We start from the raw sequence: 20,813 nt of genomic DNA on the forward strand, positions 1-20,813 counted from the left end.
AGGGTCGCCTTTCTTTTGCCTACGTTTCTTTGGCGAAGCAAAGAAAAGTAGGTCGCCTGCCGGGGCGAGACCCGGCCTCGGGAAGCAAACCCAAAACGGCGTTCACCTAGCAGGAGCAGGTCAATGACCGACAACGCCCTTCCCCCGGAAGACGACCGCACCCGAGTCGTCTCACGCACGCCCACAACCGAAGCTGACACAGGCGGGGCCACAGTCATCACAGCCGGCGGCTTCACCACAGCCTCAGGCACCCCGGTAACAAGTCCCGCCACAGCCACCCACGACGCAGGCCTCCTCCCCGTAGGCAGCCGCCTCGCCGAATTCGAAGTCACCCGAGTCGTAGGCCAAGGCGGCTTCGGCGTCGTCTACGAAGCCTGGGACCACACGCTGGAGCGCGTAGTAGCCATCAAGGAATACCTGCCGACATCGCTCTCCACAAGACAGCAGGACGGCACCGTAGTCCCCTTGTCAGAAAGACACAGAGAAACCTTCGACCTCGGCATGCGCAGCTTCATCAACGAAGCCCGCCTCCTCGCCCAGTTCGACCACCCCTCGCTACTCAAGGTCTACCGCTTCTGGCAAGAAAAGGGCACCACCTACATGGTCATGCCCTTCTACAAGGGCGACACCCTGCGAGAGGCCCTGGTGGCGATCCCCGCAGGCGTCGACGAAGCCTGGCTCACCCGCATCATGGACGGCGTCACGCAGGCCCTCGCCGTGATGCACAACGCCCACTGCTACCACCGCGACATCGCCCCCGACAACATCATCCTGCTCGAAGGCTCCGGCCGCCCCGTGGTGCTCGACTTCGGTGCCGCGCGCCGCGTGATCACCGACAAGACGCAGGCGATCACCGTCATCCTCAAGCCCGGCTACGCGCCCATCGAGCAGTACGCCGAGATGCCCGACATGTCGCAGGGCGCCTGGACCGACGTCTACGCGCTCGCCGCCGTGATGCACGTCGCCGTGTGCGGCCGGGCACCGCCGCCCTCGGTGGCGCGGCTGCTGTCCGACAGCTACGTGCCGCTGGCCGGCAACGACATCCTGCGCCAGCGCTACAGCGACCGGCTGCTCGCGGCGATCGACGCGGGCCTGGGCGTTCGGCCCGAAGCGCGGCCGCAGTCGATGGCGGAGCTGCGTGCGGCGCTGGGTTTGGAGGTCGGCCACAGCATCGCGCCCACGCCGCGCACCGTGCCGCCGTCGGGCGCACGAAGCAGTCAGTCGGGCGCCGATGCACCGACCGTGATCGGCACGGCCCACATGCCGAAGCCGATCGCCGCCAAGGCACCTGTTGCGAACAACAACAAGGGCGGTGGCAGCAACAAGGCCGTCCTCGGCGCAGTCGCCGCCGCCGTGCTGGTCGCCGCAGCGGGCGGCGGATGGTGGTTCCTCGGCCGCTCGGGCAGCGAAGGCGATGCCGGCAAGACGGCGCAAACCGCCACGCCCGCACCACCCCCCGACACCCCCACCCAGGTCGCCGAGGCCCCCCCACCGCCGCCACCTCCGCCACCGCCCAAGCCGCGCACCCCCGCCGAATCCCTGCAATCGCTAGCGGCCGGCGCCGCCCCGGGCTTCGAAGTCACGGCCACGCCGAAGAAGGCCGAGGTCGCCATCGGCAAGGACAAGCTGGCCTTCGAAGTGCGCAGCAAGCGCGACGGCTTCGTCTACGTGTTCCTGCTGTCCAGCGGCGGCGAGATGTTCCTGCTGTTCCCGAACCTGCTCGACAAGTACAACAAGATCACCGCCAACGCCGCGCTGGCGCTGCCGCGTGCCTCGTGGCCGATGGACGCCGGCGGGCCGGCCGGCACCAACCAGTTCGCGGTGCTCGTGAGCGAGCACGAGCGCGACTTCGGCGCCTCGGGCGTGCAGAACGAAGGCGTGTTCCCGCAGTTCCCGCTGCCGGTGCTCGCGGCACTCGAAGCCACGCGCGGCACGGGGCCGTCGCCGCTGTTGGGCAAACCGGTCTGCGCGCCGGGCGCCCCGCCGTGCAACGACGTCTATGGCGTCGCGAATTTCAAAATCGTCGAGAAGTAATCGTCTGTAGAGCGTCGGCCGCTTTCGGCCCCCTTTCCACGACCACGACCAGGAGACTTTCATGCACACGTCACCGTCGCCGCACTTCGCGCTTCCCCTTTGCCGAACGGCCGCCGTGGTCGCGCTGGTGCTGTTGGCCGCCTGCGCCAACACGCCGCCGACCGCCACGGGCACGGCCGCCACCGCGCCCACCACGGCCGACCCCGCGGCCGCACCGGCCCGCCCCACAGGCGGCAGCGTGGCCGGGCAGGCGCGCACCTTCTCGACCCAGCTCGCCACCTACACCTCGGTCGGCTTCGACGCCGTGCCGGGCTGGGCGCGCGACGACTTCTCGGAAAGCTGGCCGGCCTTCCTGGGCAGCTGCAAGGTGCTCAACGGCCGCGGCGCCGAGTGGAAAGAGGTGTGCGAGCGCGCGCTGAAGGTCGACGGCAAGAGCACGCAGGCGATCCGCGGCTTCTTCGAGAGCGAGTTCTCGGCTTATCAGATCCGCGACGACGACCGCAAGCCCGACGGCGTGGTCACCGGCTACTTCGAGCCCGAGATCGCGGGCAGCCGCACCTACGTCGCGCCGTTCATCTACCCGGTCTACGGCCAGCCCGAGGACATGCTGTTCGTCGATGCGCGCAAGCTCCCGGCCGGCAGCGGCACGGTGGCCGCGAAGGTCGAAGGTCGCAACGTGATCGTGCAAAGCGGCCTGAGCACGCGCGACATGGGCGCACCGGGCCTGTATGCGCTCGACCTCTCGGCCATCACCCGCGACACGCTCGACCGCAAGGTGCGCCTGCGCATCGACGGCAAGCGCCTGCTGCCGTACTACACGCGCGAAGAGATCGAGACCAAGGGCGCGCCCAACGCCAAGGTGCTGGCCTTCGTGAGCAGCGCCACCGCGCTGTACGAGATGCAGATCCAGGGCTCGGGCCGCATCAAGCTGCCCAGCGGCGAAGTCGTGCGCGTGGCCTACGCCGAGCAGAACGGCCAGCCCTTCCGTCCGACCATCGCGCAGGCCGCCAACGGCAAGCCGCGCAGCGCCGTGAAGGTGCGCGGCGGCTCGCTCGAGCTGACGCTGGACGACGGCGACGACGAAGACACGGGCGCCATCGACAACAGCGTGATCCGCACGCGCGGCTTCACGCTGGCGCGGCCCACGGCCAGCGGCGCGGTGGTGGTGCCGGGGCGGCGCACGGCCGGCGCGGTGACCGGCTCCGGCATCAAGGACCCGAGCTACGTGTTCTTCAAGGAATCGACCTCGCCCGCGGGCGGCCCGGTGGGCGCCTTCGGCGTGCCGCTGTCGGCCGGCCGCTCGATCGCGGTCGATCCGCGCAGCACGCCGCTGGGCTACCCGGTGTTCGTGTCGACGCGCACGCCCGGCAGCGGCGCACCCATGCAGCGCCTGACCATTGCGCAGGACACCGGCGGCGCCATCCGCGGCGCGGTGCGGGCCGACTATTTCTTCGGCAACGGCCAGCAGGCCGCCACCAACGCGCGCCGCATGAAGGAGCGCGGACAGCTGTGGATCCTGCTGCCGCGCGGCCTGGCCGTGGCGCAGGCGGCGGTGTCGGGTGCGATCCGCACGCGCGGTGGCCCGGTCGGCGCGAATCTTCCGCAGTGCCTCGTTCCGACCGAAGGCGTCTGCGTCGACGACTGACCTCACCTTTCTCGACCCCCTTGGCCCTTCATGCAGGAAACCCTTTCGTCCGCCGAGAGCTCTGAACTCGTCCGCCTCTGGCGGCGCCGGCAGACGCTGTCCTCGGACGACATGGGCACCATGTACCGCATCGTGGGCGAGGCGCTCGTGGCCTGCAACCCGCCCGAGCTGCAGGTGCTGGGCGAGGGGCGGCAGGAGCTGGTGGCGCAGTTCATCTACGTGAAGGTGCTGCGGCTCGATGCCGATCCTGATGAGTCGGAAGAGCGTGCCGGCCACAGCGCGCCGTCCACCGCCTTCGCGCTGTGCGCGTACTTTCGCCGCTACCTCATCGACTGCACGCGCGCCAGTTCGTTTCGCCGCAAGGTCTCCATCGGCGACCAGATCACCGAGGCCCAGCTCGAAGACGAACTCGGGCCGGGCGAAGACCTCGACGGTTGCCTGGCCGAGCACGGCCTCAGCGCGCAGGCCGTGCAGCTGGCGGCGCGCACCTTCATCGCCGGGCTGCCCGAGCCCGAGCGCATCCTGCTGTGCGAGGGCTTCGGGCAGGAGGCCGAGGGCGGGTTGTCGGGCGTGGCCTCGCGCCACGCCATCGCCTCGTACCACTACCGCGCCGGGCGGCTGGGCCTCGTGCACAAGCGCGAAGGGCTGGGCGCCGGCTATGCGCAGACCCGCATCGGCAGCTGGATCGGCCAGACCCTGGGCATCGCCATCGAGGCCGACAACATGGCGGCGATCCTGCAGGTTTTCAAAATCCTCGGGGCTGAAGCGTCTTATGTCTGAAGACATAGCCATTCAGGAACAGACGCCATGACCACCGACCTCTGGCCCCCGCTCAGCGTGATCCGCCATGCGTTCGAAACCGGCGCGCCGCCCGGCGATGCCCCGCCGGACGCCGCACCCGTCGCGATGCCGCACGGCAGCGCGGGCGCGGGCACGCCGGTGGTGTCGGACCTGCTGCTCCCCTTGACCGAATTGGCCCGGCGCCGCGAGGCTGTCGCCCGGCGCGCCTTCACCGCGCGCTGGGCGCCGGGCCGCCTCGTGAGCGTGGTGCACGACGGGCGCCTGCTCGGCGTGCTGCTCGACCGCTGCATCCACGGCGACCTCTGGCAGGGCTGGATGGCCGCGGGCGAGCCCGACTGGGCCGGCCCCTTCGACGTGCTGCTGGAGCCCGACGACGAGCCCTTCGAGCCGATGTTCGGCGTGGTCCAGGCGTGGAACGTGCTCACGCTGGAACCCAGTCCGCAGCTGGCCGCGCGCGTGCTCGGCGAGGTGTCGGCCACGCGGCTCGCCGCGATCCGCGCGGTGCACGACGAATGGGCCGCGCACGCGGCGCCCGACATCGCGCCCGAGCCCGGGCGCATCGCGTTGCGCGGCGTGGCCGGCGCGTTCTCGGTGCTCTCGGGCACGCCGCTGGGCCCGCAGGACCCGCGCACCGACTACCAGGCGCTGTACCGCGATGCCGGCCTGCAATTGGGCCGTGCGCTGGCGCAACCGCAGGAGGAGGCCCCCGCCGCGCCGCCGCCATCGCCCGCCCGGCCGCTGCCGCGGCCCGAGGACGGCTGGTGGGGCAGCATCCGCCGCTGGTTCGGCGCCGAAGGCTGGGCGCGCCCGGCCTTCGCGGCGGTGGCGCTGTTCGCGGTGATCCAGAACGTGGGGCTCATCGGCGGGCGCAGCACTGCGGAAGAGGACGAGGTGCGCTTCCGCTCGGTGCCCACGGTGCCGGTCGCGGCGCAGGCCAACCTGGTCGTGCGCTGGAAGGACGGAGTGCGCATCGACGAGGCCGATCGCCTGCTGCGCACGATGTCGGCCGAAGTGGTCGGCGGGCCGGGGCCGAACGGCGTCTGGCGCCTGCGCGTGGCCGATCCCGTCGGCGGTTTGTCGGTGCTCGCGACGTCGCCGCTCGTGGCGTCGGCCGGACCGGCCTCGGAGCCGCCATGAACTGGCGCGCGTGCAGCCTGCGGTTCCTGCTCGCGCTGGTGGTGTGGGGCGCGGGCGGTGTCGCCGCGCAGGCCGCGCAGCGCGCGCTGCTCGTCGGCGTCTCCGAACTCGTCAACCAGCCGCAGGCCCTGTGGCTGCAGGCGCCGCGCAACGACGTGATGCTCATGCGCGACGCCTTGCTCAAGCAGGGCTTCACCGCGCCCGACATCGCCGTGCTCGCCGACGGCGTGCCCGGCGCTGCATTGCCCGAATCGCAGGCCATCCACGAGGCCCTGGCGCGGCTGCTCGCGCAGTCGGCCAGCGGCGACTTCGTGCTGCTGTATTTCTCCGGCCACGGCACGCGCCTGCGCGACGTGGCCAAGCGCTACCAGGAGCCCGACGGCCTGTCCGAGAACTTTCTCGCGCGCGACGTGCGCGGCACGCTCGGCGCCGATGCCGCGCTCAGCGGCGACCTGCGCGACGTCGACTTCGACGCCTGGATCCAGGCCTTCCTCGCGAAGAACGTGTTCGTCGCCTCGGTGTTCGACACCTGCTCCGCCAACTCCATGACGCGCGGCACCGGCGATGCGCCCGCAACCGCCGAAGGCCCGGCCGACGACGAGGTGCGCTGGCGCGGCCTGCGCACGACGCAGCTCACGGGCGGTGCATCGCCCGCACGGTCCTTGTCTCCGCCAGCGACCGGCGACGCCGTGCCGCGCGCCCGCTACGTGGCGCTGTTCGCGTCCGAGAGCCACCAGATCACGCCCGAGCTGCGCCTGCCGCGCAAGGCGCGAAGCGCCCGGCCGCAGGGCCTCCTGACCTGGGCTGTGGTCGAGTCGCTGGCGCGCAAGCCCGCCACCTGGCGCGACCTGTTCGACGGCGTGCTCGCGCTGTACCCGCCGGTCATCGACGAACTCGCGCAGCGCTTTCCCACGCGCGAGCTGCCGTCGCCCGTGGCCGAGGGCAACCTCGATGCGCCGTTGTTCGCCAACAGCGGCGCGCCCGCGTCCACGCGCCCGGTGTGGGGCGCGCAGCGCAGCGGCGACAGCCTGGCCGTCAAGGCCGGCCTGCTCGACGGCCTGGCGCCGCAGCAGGAGGTGCGCGTGCTCGCGACGCTCGACGACGGCACCGTGCGCCGCGCACCGGCCGCCATCGCGCAGATCAAGCTCGGCGGCGCGTGGCTTGCCGTGCCCGCGGCGCTGAAAGACCTACCGGGCAGCGCGTTCTGGAGCGTCACGCCTGTTGCCGAGCCGGCTGCGACGGCGCTGCGCGTGCGCGCCGACAAGCCGCTGCCCGCCGGCCTGAGCCTCGACTACCCGGCCGCGATCCGCCTGGCCGACGACCCCGCGAGCGCCGACGTGCGCTGGACCGACCTCGGCCCCGCCGGCCATCGCCTCGAAGCGCTCGCGCCCGTGTTCGGCACCGCTGCCTCCACCGTCGTGGTGCCCGACGTGGCCGCGCTGCGCCGCCGCCTGCAGGCGCTGGCGCAGCTCAAGTGGCTGGCCCAGTTGCAAGCCCATGCCAGGGGCGGCCAGCTCGACGGTTTCGATGCGGCGCTCGAAGTCTGGAGCGCCGACCGGCTGCTGCGCAGCGTGCCCGTCGCCGAGGCCGCGAGCGTGCTGCCTGCACTGCGGACGGGCGAGCGCGTGCGCCTGAACGTGCGCAACACCAGCGGCCGCTCGCTCGACCTCGTCATCACCGGCATCGACGCGCGCGGCGCGCTGCAGGCCGTGTACCCCGACGGGGCTGGCGAAACCAACCGCTTCAAGCGCGGCACGCCCGAGCAACCGGCGGTCAAGCGTTTCGACCTGCCCTGGCTCGATGCGGCCGGCGAGGCGCGCCTGCTCGTCATGGCGGTGCCGGCCGCGCCCCACAGCGCGCCGCGCCTGTTCGGCGTGGCCACCGCGGCGCAGGCCGACGTGTCGGAAGTGCGCGTGCGCGGCGGCCAGCCACCGGCCGCCGGCGGCGAGCGCCAGGTGTTCGCGGCCTTGCTGCGCAGGAGCGCCGCCGCGGCAGACGGTGGCGTGCGGCCATGAGGCAGGTGCGCGTGGTCCCGGTCCAGTTTTCTTTGTCCGAATCCGGAGGTTGACATGGCATTTCTCGAAGACGGCTCCTGGAGCCCCGAAGACGCACGGCAGTTCTACGAATTGATCGGCACCGGCTCGGCCGAGACCGACCTGGTCATGATGATCGAGAGCAAGGGCTCGCCCGTCGAGGGCGAGCTCGAACGCGTCTTCGACGACGGCAAGGCGCGCCTGAACATCGGCGGCTACTACTGGTCGGTGCAGGTGCCCGAGTCGTCCGCACAGAACCAGGTCGTGCCCCACAACCTGGTCGTCGCGCGCCGCAGCGACGCGGCCACGGCCACGCTCGCCAGCCTGCTGCGCGCGCAGGAGAAAGACCTGAAGGTCGTCATCAGCGCCTACAAGGCCGGCGGCGATCCGCAGTCGCCCGAGGCGCAGGCGACCTTCGAGATCTCGCTGGAGAACGCGCGCATCTGCCGGCTGGTGCTCAACTCCGGCGGGCACTGGGGCGTGCCCTCGGAGCTGGTCTCCATCAGCTACCGCACGGTGAAGATCAAGTCGGCGCCGCAGAAGACCAGCGGCGCGCGCGGCGCGGTGCGCGAATGCCAGTTCACCCGCACGTGAGCCGGAACCTGAACCCGAACGCCTCCAGGAGCACCCCGCCATGACGACGACCGCCGCAGACTTCCTCAAGGCCGCCGACCCGGTGGCCGCCCTCAAGGCCCTGAGCGACGACGTGCGCGCCAAGCCCTCCGACCCCAAGCACCGCGTCTTCATGGCGCAGCTCCTGTGCGTGCTCGGACAGTGGGAGCGCGCGCTCAACCAGCTCACCGTCGCGGCCGAGCTCGACGCGCTCGCCGTGCCCATGAAGCAGGTGTACGGCGAGGCCGTGCGCTGCGAAGGCCTGCGCGCCGACGTGTTCGCCGGCACGCGCACGCCGATGATCTTCGGCCAGCCCGATGAATGGCTGGCACTGCTCATCGAATCGCTGCTGCGGCAAGGCCGCGGTGAGAGCGGGCTGGCCGAAGACCTGCGCCAGCGCGCCTTCGACGGCGCGCCCGCCATCGCCGGCACCATCGACGGCGCGCCCTTCGAATGGCTGGCCGACGCCGACATGCGCCTGGGCCCGGTGCTCGAGGCCTTCGTCAACGGCAAGTACTACTGGATTCCCTACGCGCGGCTGGCGCACATCAAGATCGAGCCGCCCGAAGACCTGCGCGACTGCGTCTGGATGCCCGCGCACCTGCAGTTCGAGAACGGCGGCGAAACGCTGGCCCTCATCCCCACGCGCTACGAAGGCACCGAGGCGCAGGACGACGGCGAGCTGCGCCTGGCGCGCAAGACCGAGTGGCGCGAGCTGCGCCCCGAGGTCTGGGCCGGCTACGGCCAGCGCGTGCTCGGCAGCGACGCGGGCGAGTACGCGCTGATGGACGTGCGCGAGATCCTCTTCACGCCCGCCGCTGTTGATGCGGCCGAAGGCGGCGAAAGCAGCGGCGGTGGCTGAACTCACGGCGCAGGAGCGGCTGCAGCCCTCGCTGCTGGACCGCCTCGTCGACCACGCGCCCGACGAGAAGCGCGAGGGCGACGACAAGCGCACGCTCACCAAGCAGGCGCTGCGCCAGGCCGTGCTGCGCGACCTCGGCTGGCTCTTCAATGCCACGGGGCACGGCCTGTCGATGGACGACAAGCAGCACCCGAATGCCGCGCGCTCCGTCATCAACTACGGATTGCCTATGCTGTCTGGCCAGTTCACCTCGTCGGTGCAGCGTGTCAGCATGGAACAGGCTTTGAAGAACGCAATCCTGCAGTTCGAGCCGCGCATTTTGTCCCGCACACTCGAAGTCGAACTCGTCATGGAAGGCCCGGCCCTGGAGTCCCACAACAGCATCGGCCTGCAGATCCGCGGCATGCTGTGGGCGCAGCCCGTGCCGCTCGAGTTCCTCATGCGAAGCCGCGTCGATCTGGAAGAGGGCCGCATAGAGATCGTGGACATGGCGCAAAACCCAAGGTAAGTCCACATGGACCCTCGGCTGCTGAGCCTGTACGAGCAGGAGCTGCGCTACTTCCGCGAAAGCGCCTCGGAGTTCGCCCGTGCGTTCCCGAAGATCGCGCACCGGCTGGGCATCGAGGGCCAGGAGGTCGCCGACCCGTACGTGGAGCGGCTGATCGAGGCCACGGCCTTTCTCTCGGCGCGCGTGGGCCTGAAGCTCGACGCCGAATACCCGCGCTTCACGGGCCACCTGCTGGACATCGTCTACCCGCACTTCCTGGCGCCGACGCCGGCCATGACGGTGGTGTCGTTCGTGCCCGACCCGGAAGACGCCAACCTCGCGGCCGGCCCCACGTTGCCGCGCGGCGCCGGCCTGCGCGCGCGCCAGGCCGTGGGGCAGAACACGCACTGCGAGTTCCGCACCGCCGCCGCGTTGCGCATCTGGCCGATCGAGGTGCAGCGCGCCCAGTACTTCACCTACGCGCCCGACCTGCCGCTGAACACCCATCCGCAGTCGCGCGCCATCCGCGGCGGCCTGCGCATTGCATTGCGCGCCACGGCGGGGCTGGACTTCAGCCAGATCGCGCTCGACGATCTGGTGCTGCACTTCGGCGGCGCGGAAGACGTGGCCTGGCAGCTGCACGAATGCGCGCTGGGCCAGCCCATCGGCGTGTGGGTGCGACCGCTCACGGCCAGTGGTGCCTTGCAAGGCACCATGCGCAGCCTGCCGGGCAGCGCCATCGGCGCGGTCGGCTTCAGGGACGACGAGGCGCTGCTGCCCGTCACGGCCACGGGCTTCTCGGGCTTCCGGCTGCTGCAGGAGTACTTCGCATTTCCGCAGCGCTTCCAGTTCGTGCGCATCGGCGGGCTGCAGGCGCTGCTCGCGACGATGCCGGTGACCGAGCTGGAGATCGTGCTGCTGTTCTCGCGCGGCGATGCGGCGCTCGAGAAGCTGGTGAGCGCCGACAACGTGCAGCTGCACTGCGTGCCCGCCGTCAACCTGTTCACCAAGCGGCTCGACCGCGTGCCCGTGACCGAAGGCGTGAGCCAGTTCCACCTGGTGCCCGACCGCACGCGGCCGCAGGACTTCGAGGTGCACACCGTCACCGAGGTCATCGGCCACGGCGCGCCGGGGGCCGACGCCGCGGTGGCCGAGCAGCCGTTCCGGCCGTTCTACTCGGCCTTCCACGGCAGCCGCAACAGCCACCCGGCCTACTTCACGACCACGCGCGAGCCGCGCATGCTCTCGGTGCGCCAGCGCACCGAAGGCCACCGCAGCAGCCACATCGGCTCCGAGGTCTACATGCAGATCGTCGACCCGCAGCAGGCGCCGTATGCCGCCACGCTGCGCCAGCTCGCCGTGACCGCGCTGTGCACCAACCGCGACCTGCCGCTGCTGATGCCGCTGGGGCGCGACAACGACTTCGACTGCGTCGACTCCTTTCCCGTGCAGCGCGTGCGCATGGTGCGCGGGCCGTCGCGGCCGGTGTCGCCGGTCGTGAGCCAGGGGCTGGGCTGGCGCGTCATCGATCACCTGGCGCTCAATTACCTGTCGCTGTCCGACAGCACGCCGGAGCAGGGCGCCGCCGCGCTGCGCGAGACGCTCATGCTCTACGCCGTGCATGCCGACGAGATGCGCCAGGGCCAGGTGCGCGGGCTGCTGTCGGTCAAGAGCAAGCCCGTGGCGCGGCGCCTGCCGCTCGCGGGCCCGATCGCCTTCGGGCGCGGGCTCGAGGTGACGCTCGAAGTCGACAAGGACGCCTTCCATGGCCACAGCGCCTTCCTGTTCGGTGCCGTGCTGGCGCAGTTTCTCGCGCGCCATGTCGAGGTGAACCACTTCGTCGAGACCGTGCTGCGCGTCGCGGGCAAGGGCGAAGCCATGCGCTGGAGGCCGCTGTGCGGGACACGACAGATTCTGTAAGCACGCGGGTGGACCAGGCGCTGCGCGGGTGGTCGGCGCAGCCGTGGGACTTCGACTACTTCGCCGTGATGCGGCGCATCGAATCCGTCGCGAAGACCACGCCGCGCTGGGGCCGCGCCCTGCTGCCCAGCGCCGAGCCGGTGCGCGTGGGGCAGGAGCCGTCGCTGTCGTTCGCGCCCGCCAGCTTCAGCCGCTTCGAGCCGGCCACCGCGCATTCGCCGCCGCGCCTGCGCCAGCATTTCTTCGGCTACATCGGCCCCAACGGCCCGTTGCCGGTGCACCTGAGCGACTTCATCCGCGAGCGCAGCCTGAACCACGGCGACCCGACCTGGCTGGCTTTTCTCGACACCTTCTCGCACCGCTTCTCGCTGCACTTCTACCGCGCCTGGGCGCAGTCGCGCCCGGCCGTGGCGCTCGACCGGCCGGGCGAAGACCGCTTTCGCCTGCAGGTCGGCGCGCTGGTCGGCATCGGCACGCCGGGGCGCATCGACCGCGACGAGATCCATGACGACGCGCGCCTGCATTTCTCGGGCTGGCTCGCGCGCCGCGTGCACAACGCGGAAAGCGTGGAGTCGGTGCTGTGCAGCTACTTCGGCGTGCCGGTGAAGCTGGAGCGCTGGGTCGGCCACTGGATGCGCGTGCCCACGGACGAGGTCACGCGGCTGGGGCAGGGCGAGAGTTCGCGCGCGATGGGCATGGGCGCGATGCTCGGCACGCGCGCGTGGGACCGCCAGCACCGCGTGCGCCTGCACCTGGGGCCGCTCACGATCGACCAGTACCGCATGTTCCTGCCCACCGGCGACGCGCAGCCCGTGCTGCAGCGCTGGATGCAGCAGCTGCTCGGCGACACCCTCGAATGGGACGCGCAGCTGGTGCTCGAGAAAGTACAGGTACCGCCCACGCGCCTGGGCCAGGCCCGGGGCAACGGCCCGCGCCTGGGCTGGGTCTCGTGGCTCGGCGAACGCCCGCGCACGCGCGATGCGGCCGACGTGCGCATTGCCAGCCAGCCGTCGAGGGCGCGCCTGCCGAAGCAGCCCGCCTCTTTTCAATAAACCCATCTTCATTCGTTCAGAAGAGATACGGAGTCCTCCATGAGTGAAATCAGCCGCACCGCCCTCTTCGGCAAACTCAACTCGCTGGCCTACAAGGCCATCGAGGGCGCCACCGTCTTCTGCAAGATGCGCGGCAATCCGTACGTGGAGCTGGAGCACTGGTTCGCCCAGCTGCTGCAGGCGCAGGACTCCGACCTGCACCGCGTGATCCAGCACTACGGCCTCGACGTGTCGGTGATCGCCAAGGACATGACGGCCGCGCTCGACCGCCTGCCGCGCGGCGCCACCGCCATCAGCGATTTCTCGCCGCACATCGAGAACGCCATCGAGCGCGCGTGGACCTACGCCACCCTGCAGTTCGGCGAGGCGCAGGTGCGCACCGGCTACATCCTGGTGGGCATGCTGAAAACGCAGAGCCTGCGCAACCCGTTGTTCGGCTTGTCCAAGCAGTTCGAGAAGATCAAGGTCGAAGACCTGGCCGACAACTTCCCCAAGATTTGCGACGCCTCGCCCGAAGCGCAGATGCGCGCCCAGGACGGCACCGGCATGGGCAGCGGTGCACCCGGCGAAGACTCGGGCGCCATGGCGCCGGCCGCCATGGGCAAGGGCGATGCCCTCAAGAAATTTGCTGTCGACCTCACGGAGAAAGCCAAGAAGGGAGAGATGGATCCGGTGACCGGGCGGGACGAGGAAATCCGCCAGATCGTCGACATCCTCATGCGCCGCCGCCAGAACAACCCGCTGCTCACGGGTGAGGCGGGTGTGGGCAAGACCGCGGTGGTGGAAGGCTTCGCGCAGCGCCTGGCGCGCGGCGACGTGCCGCCGCAGCTGAAGGACGTGAAGCTGCTCACGCTCGACATCGGCCTGCTGCAGGCTGGCGCGAGCATGAAGGGCGAGTTCGAGCAGCGCCTGCGCCAGGTGATCGACGAGGTGCAAAGCTCGCCCACGCCGATCATCCTGTTCATCGACGAGATCCACACGCTGGTCGGCGCGGGCGGCGCGGCCGGCACCGGCGATGCGGCCAACCTGCTCAAGCCGGCGCTGGCGCGCGGCAACCTGCGCACCATCGGCGCCACCACCTGGGCCGAGTACAAGAAATACATCGAGAAAGACCCGGCGCTCACGCGGCGCTTCCAGGTCGTGCAGGTGCCCGAGCCCGACGAGACCAAGGCGATCTTGATGCTGCGCGGCGTGGCCAGCGTGCTCGAGAAGCACCACCGCGTGCAGCTGCTCGACGAGGCGATCGAGGCGGCCGTGAAGCTCTCGCACCGCTACATCCCCGCGCGCCAGCTGCCCGACAAGGCCGTGAGCCTGCTCGATACGGCCTGCGCGCGCGTGGCCGTGTCGCAGCACGCGACGCCGCCCGAAGTCGAAGACTGCATGCGCCGCATCGAAGGCCTCACGGTCGAGCAGGAGATCATCGGCCGCGAAGAAGCCATCGGCATCGACGTGACCAAGCGCGCTGCGCTCGTGGCCACGCTGCTGGCCGAGTCGAAGGTGCAGCTCGAAGCGCTGAACGCGCGCTGGCAGGAAGAGAAGGGATTGGTCGACCGCCTGCTCGAACTGCGCAGCAAGCTGCGCGCGGGCAACAAGCCGGTCGATGAACCGGCGGCCGGTGAAACCGCCGCCGAGGCCGGCCCCGACCGCGCCACGCTGCTGGCCGAGCTGCACGAACTGCAGACGAAGATCCACGCGGTGCAGGGCGAGTCGCCGCTGATCCTGCCGTCGGTCGACGAGCAGGCCGTGGCCTCGGTGGTCGCTGACTGGACTGGCATTCCCGTCGGCCGCATGGTCAAGAACGAAGTGGAGGCGGTGCTCAAGCTCGCCGACACGCTCAACCAGCGCGTCATCGGCCAGAAGCACGGCCTGGAGATGATCGCGCGCCGCATCCAGACCTCGCGCGCACGGCTGGACAACCCGCAGAAGCCCATCGGCGTCTTCATGCTCTGCGGCACCTCGGGCGTGGGCAAGACCGAGACCGCGCTGGCGCTGGCCGAGGCGCTGTACGGCGGCGAGCAGAACATCATCACCATCAACATGAGCGAGTTCCAGGAGGCGCACACCGTCTCCACGCTCAAGGGTGCGCCGCCCGGCTACGTGGGCTACGGCGAGGGCGGCATCCTGACCGAGGCCGTGCGCCGCCGGCCGTACAGCGTGGTGCTGCTCGACGAAGTGGAGAAGGCTCACCCCGACGTGCATGAGATCTTCTTCCAGGTCTTCGACAAGGGCTGGATGGAAGACGGCGAGGGCCGCATGATCGATTTCAAGAACACGATCATCCTGCTGACCACCAACGCCGGCAGCGAGCTCGTGATGAGCATGTGCCGCGACCCCGAGCTGCTGCCCGATTCGAACGCGTTGGCCGATGCGCTCAAGGCGCCGCTCATGAAGGTGTTTCCGCCCGCGCTGCTGGGCCGCATCGTCACCATTCCCTACTACCCGCTGTCGCCCGAGATGATGAAGAAGATCGTGCGGCTGCAGCTGGGCCGCATCAAGAAGCGCGTGGAGACCAACCACGGCGTGCCCTTCGAATACACCGAAGCGGTGATCGAGCAGGTCGTCGCGCGCTGCCAGGACCCGGAGTCGGGCGGGCGCGTGATCGACGCGATCCTCACCAACACCGTGCTGCCCACCATTTCGGTCGAGTACCTGCAACGCCTGGCCTCGGGTGGCGAGATTCGCCGCGTGGCGCTCGACGTGAAGGACGCCGACTTCACCTACGCGTTCGACTGACCGACCCCGCAGCGCGACGCCCCACTTCCGAGAGACCCAAGATGGCCGACCACGAGTTCCGCATCGAGAGCGATTCGCCCGCCAAGGACGACCTGATGTTCTGGCGCATCGTCGGGCACGAGGCGCTGGCGCGCCCCGCGGCCTACGAGCTCACCGTGCTGTCCAAGAACAAGGACCTCGCCGCCAAGGACATCCTGGGCCACGCCTTCGACGTGGTCATCGAGTTCAAGGACGCCGATGGCGGCGCGCACGAGCGGCATTGCCAGGGCCACGCGGTGCGCTTCGTGCGCGCGGGCCACATCGGGCGGCACTACGAGTACCGCATCGCGCTGCGCTCGTGGTTCTGGCTGCTCACCAAGCGCGCCAACTCGCGCATCCACCAGGAAAAGAAGGTGCTCGAGGTGCTCGACGCGGTGTTCGAGGACAGCCCGATCAAGCGCTTCAAGAAGACCAAGGCCACCAACGTCATCGGCACGCACAACCCGCGCCGCTACTGCGTGCAGCACCAGGAGAGCGACTACCAGTTCCTGTCGCGCCTGCTGGAGGATGAGGGCATCTACTACTGGTTCGACGCGCACGACGCGCCCGGCACCATGCACCTGTCGGACGCCAGCGACCTGGCGCACGACAAGCTGCCCGCGACCGGCACGCTGCGCCACATGGCCGTCCACGCGGCCGAGCCGCGCTTCAACGAGATCTCTCGCTGGGTCAGCGCGCGGCAGTTCGACACCGGCAAGCATTCGTCGCGCGACAGCGACTTCAAGGCCATCAAGAAGAAGCTGGGCGCCGACATCGACAGCTCCGACCAGCACGAGCTCGCCGAGTTCGAGATGTTCGAGTTCCCCGGCGGCTACTTCAGCGGCGACGACGCCGAGACGCGCGCCAAGCTGCGCGGCGACGAACTCAACGCGCGCCGCGACCGCCACTGGGCGTTCACGCCCTGGCCCGACGTCGCGGCCGGGCGCAGCTTCAAGTTCGAGGACGATCCCGACGGCACGCGCAACGGCGACTACGTGATCGCCGCCTGCACCTTCATCGCCAGCCACCGCGGCTACGAGGGCGTGAGCGCCAGCGCGCCGGCCCAGCCCGTGCAGCGCGCGCTGGCCGAGGTGCTGCGCGACGACGCCGTGAACGCCGACACCCTGCCGGTGCTGGAAGAGCTGATCGCCGCCACGCCCGCGCTGGCCGCCGCGCAGACCGGCAGCAGCCTGTTCCTGCTCACCGTGATGCCGGTCGACCGGCCGTTTCGCGCGCCGCGCCTCACGCCGCGCGTGACCATGCCCGGCCCGCAGACGGCGATCGTGGTCGGCCCCAAGGGCGACGAGCTGCACGTGGACGACCACGGCCGTGTGAAGGTGCACTTTCACTGGGACCGCTACGACGACAGCAACGAGAAGTCGACCTGCTGGGTGCGCGTGTCGCAGCCCTGGGGCGGCAAGGGCTGGGGCGGCTACTTCGCGCCACGCATCGGCCAGGAGGTGATCGTCGACTTCCTCAACGGCGACCCCGACCGGCCGGTGATCGTGGGCCGCGTCTACAACGACGACCAGCCGATTCCGTACAAGTCGCCCACGCAGAGCGGCTTCCGGACCCGGTCCACGCCGGGCGGCGGCGTGAACAACTACAACGAGATCATGTTCGAGGACAAGAAGGGCGAGGAGAACATCAACATCCACGCCGAGAAGAACATGAGCCGCAGCGTGGAGCTGGACGACTCCACCACGGTGGACCGCGACCAGACCGTGACCGTGAAGCGCGACCAGACCTCCACGGTCGTGCGGGACCGCAAGACGACGGTGGAGAACAACGACACCACGATCATCCAGAAGTTCCAGAAGCTCACGGTCGGCAAGAACCAGGACAACCATGTGGTGGGCTACCAGACCACGAATGTCGACATCGACCATGCGTTGCTGGTGAAGGGCCATCACAAGATCCAGTCCGACGGCAACCGCACCGACATCACGGGCGGCAACGAGACGCGCACGGTCACGGGCACGCAGACCGTCACGGTGAAGGGCGGGTTGAAGTACAAGGCCCCGACCATGCTTTTCGAGGCCGGGCACATGGAGTTCAAGGTGACCGGCGGCAACTCGATGAAGATCGATGCCAATGCCGCACCGTATGCCGCGGCGTTCCAGAAGTACACGCTGGTGAGCAACACCGAGCTCAACATGGTGGCCATCGGCAACATTAACACCGTGTCGGTGGGCTCGAACACCACGGTGCTCGGCCCCAACACCAGCGGCTACATCGGCAACAACACCGACTTCAATCTCGGCGTCGCCCGCTCGACCTTCATGGGGCTGAGCATGGACAACGCGCTGGGCATCGCGATGTCGAACTTCCTCGGGTTGAAGGTCGACAACACCTTGGCCATCAGCATGGAATCGGTGGCCGGCCTCAAGATCGAGCGGGACGGCACCTCGGTGCGGCAGGCCCCGCTGCATTCGATCATGCCGGGCGCCGGGGCCGGGGCGGGCACCGCCGCGACGGGCGCCATGGCCACCGCCGGGACGGTGGGGGCAGTCGCGAGCCTTGCGTACGGTGCCGTTTCCATGATCAGCGGCGCGGCGTCCCTGGGTTCCCAGTACGCCGACGCGAGGAAGTTGATGAACGAAATTCTCTCGAGCAGCGACATCGACCGCATCCCCGGCATGCGCGGACGGCTGGAGCGCATGCGCAATCTGGTGAGCACCAATCTCAACGACGGCGCCCTCACGGTCGCGACGGTGGGCACCGGCGGCGCGGTGCTGGCACTGCTGGGCATGATCCCCGGCGTCGACGCCGTGGGCAGCGAACGCGGCGCCGGCGAGCTGCTCGGCCGCGATGACGCCGGCAACCCCACCCATCCCAACGGCTGATCGGGAAGAAGGCCAGCGCGCGAATCATCATGCAAGTCGTCAAACCCCAGGCTGTCTGCCTGAGCACCCGGCCGATCGAGTACCGCAAGCGCTTCGGCCTGTGCGTGACGGCCATGCTGCACGTGCCGTTCGAGCAGGCCGAGGGCGGCACGCTGTGGGGCGAGCAGTCGGCCTGGAACTTCATCGGACGCGAGATGGCGGTGCCGCTGGTCGACGAGGGCGTGGCCAAGCTCACGCCCGAGTTCCTCGTGCACGGCCAAGCCTTTCCTCCCGCTGAAAGCCCGAGCGCCTGCGCGGTGCGCGCGCGGCTGGGCAGCCGCAGCAAGACCCTGCTCGTCTTCGGCGATCGCCACTGGGAGGGCACGAAGGCCAGTGCGCCGCTGCCGTTCGACGCGATGCCCATCCACGCCACGCATGCCTACGGGGGCGCCGCGGTGCCGGCCAACCCCGAGGGCATCGGCGCGGCGCCCGAAGGCGGGTTCCATCGGCTGCCCAACATCGAGCGGCCCGACCAGCCCCTGCGCGATCCGGCACAGCCCGTGGCGCCCGCCGGCTTCGGCCTGCGGGGGCCGATGCATCCGGAGCGCGCGCGTTTTCGCGGCACCTACGACGCGGACTACCTCAAGGCGCATGCGCCGGGCTTCGCGCCCGACCTGGACTGGCGCTATTTCAATCTCGCCCCCGAGGACCAGTGGTTCGACGCCCCGTTGCGCGGCGACGAGCCTTTCCAGTTCGATCACATGCATCCGCAGAAGCCGCGGCTCGAAGGCCGGCTGCCCGGCCTGCGTGCGCGCGTGTTCGCCGACTACCGCGCCGTCGGCGCCGCCGAGCCGCGCCTGCGCGAAGTGCCGCTGCGCCTGACGACGGTCTGGTTCTTTCCGCATGCCGAGCGGGCGCTGCTGCTGTTCCAGGGGCTGGCCGAGGTGGCCACCGACGACGGCTCCGACGTGCACGGGCTGCTCGGCGCCGTCGAGCGCGTCGATGCGTCGCGGCCCGACACCCACTACCTCGATGCGCTGGCGCGACGCGCCGACCCGCGATGGGGCGGGGTCGAATGCCTGGACGACAGCGACCTGCTGCCCGAGGGGCTGGACGCGGTGGACCCCGAGGCCGAGCGAGCCGCAGAGGCCTTCGCGAGCCAGGGCCTGCAGGCGCAGGCGCAGTACCGCCGCGCCGAGATCGACGTGGCCCTCGCGCGGGAAGAGGTGCGCGCCAGCGGCCGCGACCCGGATGCCATGGGCATCGTCATGCCGTCGCGCGAAGCGCCCCCAGCGCCGGCGCAGCGCGTGGCCCACCTGAAGCAGAAGCTGCAGGAGGCCGAAGCGCAGAAGCTGGCGGCCGTCGACGATGCGCTCGATGCCCTCGAGCAGGCGGTGGCGGCGCGCAAGGCGAACCCGGCCATGAAGCCCATCGAGCATCGGGGGCCGCCGCTCTTCAATGCAGACGTGGCGCTGGCGCAGCTCCAGGGCGCGAACGCCGGCGCGACCGGTGCGTTCGACCTCGCGGCCGTGCATGGCCAGTTGCTGCAGCAGGAAGCGATGGAGCGGCTTGGCTATCTGCAGGGCGCACACGCGCAGCAGCCCGCACCCGCGATGCAGGCGGCGCAGGCCCAGACACTGAAGGACGGCATGAAGCAGGCACTGGCCGGCGGACTGCGGTTCTTCGGCGGCATGGACTTCACCGGCGCCGACTTCTCGGGGCTGGACCTGCGCGATGTCAACTTCGCCGGCGCGTGGCTCGAGAGCGTGGACTTCGGAAAAGCCAACGTGTCGGGCGCGAACTTCACGGCGGCGGTGCTGGCGCATGCGAACCTCGACGGCGCGATCGGCATCCGGGCCATCCTTCAGGGCGCCAACCTGGGTTGCACGCGCTGGCAAGGCGCAGTGTTCGACGAGGCCGATTTCAGCGCGACGCAGCTGTCGCATGCCGACCTGGGGGGGCTCTCGCTGCGACGCGCCAAGATGAAGGGCGCCATGCTGATCGGCACGCGCTGGGACGGCACCGATGCGCACGGGCTGCAGGCGCCCGAGCAGCTTTTCTACCGGCTGTCGCTGCCGGGTCTCTCGCTCGCCGAGGCCGATCTCGCGGGCTGCCAGTTCGTCGAATGCGACCTCACGGAGGCCGACTTCCGCGAAGCCCACCTGGCCCAGGCCAACCTGATCACCTGCAAGCTGACGGGGGCCCGCTTCGGCGGTGCACGCGGCATGGGCATGGTGTTCGCCCAGCACTGCGACCTGGCCGACGCGGATTTTTCCGGGGCGCGGATGCAGGGTGCCAACTTCGGCGCTGCGGACATGTCGCGCGCGCGGCTGCTCGGCAGCGTGCTCGACGGCGCCAACCTGTGCGAGGCCCGGCTGCCCGACAGCGACTGGCGGCTGGCTTCGGCCAAGGGCGCGTTGCTGCGCCGGACCGTGCTGCGGGGCGCCAGGCTGGCGGGCGTGAACTTCAGCGAGGCGATCCTGCAGCACGCCGACCTGCGCGGCTGCGACTTGCGCAACAGCAACCTGTTCGCTGCCGACCTGTCGCGCGCCCGGCTCGACGGCGACGTACGCTTCGATGGGGCCCTGCTGCAGCGCGCGCGCACATGGCCGCGGCTCACGCCCGAGCAGCAGGCCGCAGGCGCATGAGGAGGA

Annotated in this window: 13 protein-coding genes; all 13 read left to right on the plus strand. The window is 70.2% G+C overall.

The genetic code is table 11. The features are described from left to right. Positions 1-123 precede the first annotated feature (123 nt). The 13 genes from AC07O4_RS25100 to AC07O4_RS25160 all read left to right on the plus strand — a co-directional run bounded on the left by AC07O4_RS25100 (position 124) and on the right by AC07O4_RS25160 (position 20,807). A complete protein-coding gene (locus AC07O4_RS25100) occupies positions 124-2,034 on the plus strand; it encodes a protein kinase domain-containing protein (RefSeq protein ID WP_495305958.1) in 1,911 nt (636 codons plus the stop codon). 61 nt (positions 2,035-2,095) lie between these two features. Beyond that, complete coding sequence (mltA, locus tag AC07O4_RS25105) at positions 2,096-3,679, plus strand: murein transglycosylase A (RefSeq protein ID WP_495305959.1); 1,584 nt, start codon at positions 2,096-2,098, stop codon at positions 3,677-3,679. A 30-nt stretch (positions 3,680-3,709) separates the two neighbouring features. Continuing rightward, on the plus strand, positions 3,710-4,459 hold the full coding sequence (locus AC07O4_RS25110) for a hypothetical protein (protein ID WP_492683705.1): 750 nt from the start codon (positions 3,710-3,712) through the stop codon (positions 4,457-4,459). 27 nt (positions 4,460-4,486) lie between these two features. Then, the gene (locus AC07O4_RS25115) at positions 4,487-5,617 is read left to right on the plus strand and encodes a hypothetical protein (protein WP_495305960.1); all 1,131 of its coding nucleotides are present in this window, start codon (positions 4,487-4,489) and stop codon (positions 5,615-5,617) included. Then, positions 5,614-7,632 carry a caspase family protein gene (locus AC07O4_RS25120; RefSeq protein ID WP_495305961.1) on the plus strand — a complete coding sequence of 673 codons (2,019 nt, stop codon included), beginning with the start codon at positions 5,614-5,616 and terminating at the stop codon, positions 7,630-7,632. Before AC07O4_RS25115 ends, AC07O4_RS25120 begins: the two co-directional genes overlap by 4 nt. A 54-nt stretch (positions 7,633-7,686) precedes the next feature. Next, complete coding sequence (locus AC07O4_RS25125) at positions 7,687-8,244, plus strand: type VI secretion system tube protein Hcp (protein ID WP_056584544.1); 558 nt, start codon at positions 7,687-7,689, stop codon at positions 8,242-8,244. Between the two features lie 40 nt (positions 8,245-8,284). Continuing rightward, positions 8,285-9,124: a type VI secretion system accessory protein TagJ gene (locus tag AC07O4_RS25130; RefSeq protein WP_159273677.1), complete on the plus strand. Its 840-nt coding sequence runs from the start codon at positions 8,285-8,287 to the stop codon at positions 9,122-9,124. Further along, positions 9,117-9,632, plus strand: coding sequence for a type VI secretion system baseplate subunit TssE (tssE, locus tag AC07O4_RS25135; RefSeq protein ID WP_062481207.1), 516 nt, complete (start codon positions 9,117-9,119; stop codon positions 9,630-9,632). Before AC07O4_RS25130 ends, tssE begins: the two co-directional genes overlap by 8 nt. 6 nt (positions 9,633-9,638) lie before the next feature. Continuing rightward, complete coding sequence (gene tssF / locus AC07O4_RS25140) at positions 9,639-11,531, plus strand: type VI secretion system baseplate subunit TssF (RefSeq protein ID WP_495275580.1); 1,893 nt, start codon at positions 9,639-9,641, stop codon at positions 11,529-11,531. Positions 11,532-11,539: 8 nt separating this feature from the next. Then, positions 11,540-12,583 (plus strand): type VI secretion system baseplate subunit TssG, encoded by a 1,044-nt coding sequence (tssG, locus tag AC07O4_RS25145; protein WP_495305962.1) that lies wholly within the window; start codon positions 11,540-11,542, stop codon positions 12,581-12,583. A 39-nt stretch (positions 12,584-12,622) separates the two neighbouring features. Beyond that, a complete protein-coding gene (tssH, locus tag AC07O4_RS25150) occupies positions 12,623-15,316 on the plus strand; it encodes a type VI secretion system ATPase TssH (protein WP_070063879.1) in 2,694 nt (897 codons plus the stop codon). A 41-nt stretch (positions 15,317-15,357) separates the two neighbouring features. Further along, positions 15,358-18,180, plus strand: a complete 2,823-nt coding sequence (locus AC07O4_RS25155; protein WP_495305963.1) for a type VI secretion system Vgr family protein — start codon at positions 15,358-15,360, stop codon at positions 18,178-18,180. Positions 18,181-18,209: 29 nt separating this feature from the next. Continuing rightward, on the plus strand, positions 18,210-20,807 hold the full coding sequence (locus AC07O4_RS25160; protein ID WP_495305964.1) for a DUF2169 family type VI secretion system accessory protein: 2,598 nt from the start codon (positions 18,210-18,212) through the stop codon (positions 20,805-20,807). Positions 20,808-20,813: the final 6 nt, after the last annotated feature.

Source organism: Variovorax sp. GW821-FHT09D04, assembly GCF_059416405.1.